5 protein-coding genes are annotated in these 4,450 nt (G+C 63.1%); all 5 read left to right on the forward strand.

The genetic code is table 11. The features are described 5' to 3' along the window. The coding region (locus tag ACLQ7E_RS22035; RefSeq protein WP_411734723.1) for a hypothetical protein at positions 1–251 on the forward strand (251 nt) is incomplete at its 5' end. A 295-nt stretch (positions 252–546) separates the two neighbouring features. After that, positions 547–1,143 carry an ATP-dependent Clp protease proteolytic subunit gene (locus ACLQ7E_RS22040; protein WP_411734727.1) on the forward strand — a complete coding sequence of 199 codons (597 nt, stop codon included), beginning with the start codon at positions 547–549 and terminating at the stop codon, positions 1,141–1,143. A gap of 44 nt (positions 1,144–1,187) precedes the next feature. Next, complete coding sequence (locus ACLQ7E_RS22045) at positions 1,188–1,850, forward strand: ATP-dependent Clp protease proteolytic subunit (protein ID WP_411734724.1); 663 nt, start codon at positions 1,188–1,190, stop codon at positions 1,848–1,850. Positions 1,851–2,018: 168 nt separating this feature from the next. Then, positions 2,019–3,311: an ATP-dependent Clp protease ATP-binding subunit ClpX gene (gene clpX, locus ACLQ7E_RS22050; protein ID WP_411734725.1), complete on the forward strand. Its 1,293-nt coding sequence runs from the start codon at positions 2,019–2,021 to the stop codon at positions 3,309–3,311. 47 nt (positions 3,312–3,358) lie between these two features. Then, a complete protein-coding gene (locus ACLQ7E_RS22055) occupies positions 3,359–4,006 on the forward strand; it encodes a disulfide bond formation protein DsbA (RefSeq protein WP_411734726.1) in 648 nt (215 codons plus the stop codon). The last annotated feature ends 444 nt before the right edge of the window (positions 4,007–4,450 follow it).

Here is a 4,450-nt window from a genome sequence, read left to right on the forward strand (position 1 = left end):
GTGTGGCCAAGCGCGTGCATTGGGACGTGCCGCAGGCGCTGCGCGATCTCGTCAAGCAGGCCGGCGCCGAGCCGGACCTCGCCAAGCAGATCGCGCTCTACAAGCGCTATCAGCAGGAGCTGGTGAACAACGCGAACTACATCATCCTGCTGCAGCCGATCTATCGCATCGCCGTGCGCAACACGATCAAGGATTTCAACGTGACGGCGGCCGGCTGGTACGTGGAGATGGAGCAGATCCAGCCGAGTTGAGTTGAGCCGAGTCGGCCCGCCCCCCCCCCGCCCCCCGCCGAATATAAAAAAAACACCCCCCCCCCCCACCGGGCGCCCCCCGCGCCTGCTTTTAACCCCTCTTTTAAGCCCACGGCGATGCCTGCCCCGCGCACCATGCGCCGACAGCGAACAGCTGCCCCTGCGCCGCCAAAGTCGCTGGCCAAGGCAGTAATGTTCAAGGAAGTAAAGAGCCGGTGGCCCGACGGACAGAACATCGGGGCACGGCATCACGGAGAGGTATCAGAACATGTCCAGTGACTCCCGCACTCCCACGATGGCTTCGGTAGATCCGGCCAATCGCGAGGACTACATCTACAACCGGCTCCTCAAGGAGCGCATCATCTGGCTCGGCACCGAGGTGAGCGATGCGAACGCCAACGCCATCTGCTCCCAGCTGCTCCTGCTCTCGGCCGAGGACGCCGAGAAGGACATCTACCTGTACATCAACTCCCCGGGTGGATCGATCACAGCCGGCATGGCGATCTACGACACCATCAACTACATTCCCAACGATGTCGTCACCGTCGCCACCGGCCTGGCCGCTTCGATGGGCCAGTTCCTGCTCTCCTCCGGTACCCCGGGCAAGCGCTACGCCACCCCGAACGCGCGTATCCTGATGCACCAGCCCTCCGGCGGCATCGGCGGCACAGCCTCGGACATCCGGATCCAGGCCGAGCTGATCCTGCACATGAAGAAGGTCATGAGCGAACTGACCGCGACGCAGACCGGCCAGACCGTTGAGACCATCCTCAAGGACAACGAGCGCGACAAGTGGTTCACCGCCGCCGAGGGCCTCGAATACGGCTTCTTTGACCACATCTCCCAGTCCTCCGGGGTCGTCTCCGGTGGCGGCGGGGTTGCAGCAAAGTAACGCGACGGAACCCGGCAGACCTAACTGATTTCCCAGGAGATACGATGAATTTCACCCCGCATGCCACCTCCGGCGAAATGCCCTCGGCACGCTACATCCTTCCACAGTTCGAAGAGCGCACCCCGTACGGGTTCAAGCGCCAGGACCCGTACGCGAAGCTTTTCGAAGACCGCATCATCTTCCTTGGTGCCCAGGTCGATGACGCCTCCGCGGACGATGTCATGGCCCAGCTGCTTGTCCTGGAGTCCATGGACCCCGAGCGCGACATCACTTTGTACATCAACTCGCCCGGTGGCTCGTTCACCGCGATGACTGCCATCTACGACACGATGCAGTTCGTCCGCCCCGAAGTGCAGACCGTGTGCCTCGGCCAGGCCGCCAGTGCCGCTGCGGTGCTGCTTGCCGGCGGAACCCCGGGCAAGCGCCTCGCGCTTCCCAACGCCCGCGTGCTGATCCACCAGCCTTCCATGGGCGGCGGTGAGCGTGGCACCGCGTCGGATCTGCAGATCCAGGCCGAGGAAGTCATGCGCATGCGCGCCTGGCTTGAGACCACCCTTGCAGGGCACAGCAACAAGACCGCGGAGGAAGTCGGCAACGACATCGAACGCGACCTGTACATGACCGCGGCCGAGGCCAAGGCATACGGCCTGATCGACGAGGTCCTGACACCTCGCAAGATCAAGCCCCAGGCCACCATCACCCGCTAGGGGGTTGGGGGCACGGCGAGCGAGCGGCTCCGGCGGGGCGCGAAATATGCGCACCACGGGCCGCCCGTTCGCCCATTCTGGCGGCGCTCTGTCATAGAGTTAAGGCAGTTCAGCATTTCCGGTTCTCTCGGGCCGGTCTTACCGGTACCAGATAAGGGGACCAATACGATGGCACGCATGGGTGAAGGGTCTGATCTGCTCAAGTGTTCCTTCTGTGGCAAGAGCCAGAAGCAGGTTCGCAAGCTGATTGCCGGCCACGGCGTCTACATCTGCACCGAGTGCATTGAACTCTGCAACGAAATCATCGAGGAAGAGCTCGCCGAGGTCGAAGAGGGTGTCGACTTCGAGCTGCCCAAGCCGAAGGAAATCTTCGACTCCCTGCAGGAATACGTCATCGGCCAGGAGGGCGCCAAGCGCTCGTTGGCGGTGGCGGTCTACAACCACTACAAGCGCATCCAGGGCGGTGCGGCGGCCAAGTCCGTCGCGGCGCTCTCCGACGCCAACTCCCTCGACGAGGTCGAGGTGGCGAAGTCCAACATCCTGCTCATCGGGCCCACCGGCTGCGGCAAGACCTATCTGGCCCAGACACTGGCCCGGCGCCTGAACGTCCCCTTCGCCGTCGCCGATGCCACCTCGCTGACCGAGGCCGGCTACGTGGGCGAAGACGTCGAAAACATCCTGCTCAAGCTCATCCAGGCGGCGGACTACGACGTCAAGAAGGCCGAGCAGGGCATCATCTACATCGACGAGATCGACAAGATCTCCCGCAAGAGCGAAAACCCGTCGATCACCCGGGACGTCTCGGGCGAGGGCGTGCAGCAGGCCCTGTTGAAGATCCTCGAGGGCACCGTCGCCGCGGTTCCGCCGCAGGGCGGACGCAAGCACCCGCACCAGGAATTCATCCAGCTGGACACCACCAACGTGCTGTTCATCGTCGCCGGCGCCTTTGCCGGACTCGAGGAGATCATCTCCTCCCGCGCCGGACGCAAGGGGATCGGCTTCGGAGCACCGCTCTCGGCGTTGAAGTCCGAGGCCGCGTCATATTCCGACGTGCGTCCGGAGGACCTGCTGAAGTTCGGGCTCATCCCGGAATTCATTGGCCGGCTGCCGGTGATCAGCACCGTCGAAAAGCTTGACCGCGAGTCCTTGATCAAGATCCTGTCCGAACCCAAGAATGCACTGATCAAGCAGTACCAAAAGATGTTCCGCATGGACGGCGTGGAGCTGACCTTCGAACTGGGCGCCCTGGAAGCCATCGCCGACCTAGCCCTGGCACGCGACACCGGTGCCCGCGGTCTGCGCGCGATCCTGGAGGAAACCCTCAGCGCCACCATGTTTGAAATGCCGAGCCGCGACGATGTCGCCGAGGTCGTCATCACCAGCGACGTGGTGCTCAACGGGGCGGAACCCTCCCTGATCTCGGCGCAGGTCGCCGACAAGCGCGGCAAGAAGTCGGCCTAACAATTTAGTTGTACGCCCCCGTGTCATCCCACTGAAGGAGAAGTACATTGTCCGAGAAGACTCACGTTGATTTTTGGTTCGACCCGGCCTGCCCCTTTGCCTGGGCGACTTCCCGCTGGGTCCTCGAGGTCGAAAAGGTCCGCGACATCGAGGTGGCGTGGCATGTCATGTCGCTCTCGGTGCTCAACGACGGCCGTGAGGGCCTGAGTGACCACTACCGGGAATTCGTGGCCAAGGGCTGGGGACCGGTCCGCGTGCTGATCGCCGCCGCGCAGAAGCACGGCGACGCGGTGCTGGGCGATCTCTACACCGCCATGGGCGAGCTGCTGCACTACGAAAAGATCGAGGATTACAGCGAGGTCATTTCCCGTGCCCTGGCCAAGGTCGACCTCGAGCCGGAACTGGCCGACGCTGCCACCGGCAGCGATTACGATGAGGCGCTGAAGGCGAGCCACGAGAACGGGATCTCGCGGGTCGGCCAGGACGTCGGCACGCCGGTCATGGCACTGAACGGCACCGCATTCTTCGGACCGGTCATCACCCGGATTCCCGTCGGCGAAGAGGCAGGCAAGCTCTTTGACGCCGCGGTCACCCTTGCCTCCTTCCCGTACTTCTTCGAGATCAAGCGGAGCCGGACCGAAAGCCCGCAATTCGACGTCGAAGCCAACGAGTTGGCAAACCTGTCAAGGGCCTAAAGCGCCAATAAAAGAAGCAAGGGTCCGGAGCAAACCACAAAGTTTGCTCCGGACCCTTGCTGGCTTCCGGGACGGGGCGTATAAAAGTAATACGCATCACTACCGGAATGATGCCGAACAAAAACCAAATTCGCGGTGACGAGCTATTGGAATCTCTTCTAGCTCGGCTGCAGCAGCGAAGCAGCAAGACCCACGCAACGAGGATTTTGTCCGGTTCTCTAAATCAACGCTGTACGAGAACCATCACCGAGTCGAAGCCCCTCCGACATTAGATTGTCAGCCGAAGGGGCTTCCCCTCTGTCCGCCGCCTGGCGCGATGCCGGAAGAGGGGACGGTCCCGGCGGAAAAAGACGAGGGCGCTGTGCCCACCCCCCCGGGGGGGGGCCCACCCCCCACGTTTCCCGGGATACCCGGCGCATGGTCGCAAGGCCGGGACGGGGTGCA

It is taken from the genome of Paeniglutamicibacter sp., from assembly GCF_046714615.1.
In the GTDB taxonomy this organism is placed as follows: domain Bacteria; phylum Actinomycetota; class Actinomycetes; order Actinomycetales; family Micrococcaceae; genus Paeniglutamicibacter.

Bases quoted from the DNA above. Each gene is read 5' to 3' on its own strand.
- ACLQ7E_RS22040 (WP_411734727.1), top strand. From the start codon at position 547: ATGGCTTCGGTAGATCCGGCCAATCGCGAGGACTACATCTACAACCGG.
- ACLQ7E_RS22045 (WP_411734724.1), top strand. From the start codon at position 1,188: ATGAATTTCACCCCGCATGCCACCTCCGGCGAAATGCCCTCGGCACGC.
- clpX (WP_411734725.1), top strand. From the start codon at position 2,019: ATGGCACGCATGGGTGAAGGGTCTGATCTGCTCAAGTGTTCCTTCTGT.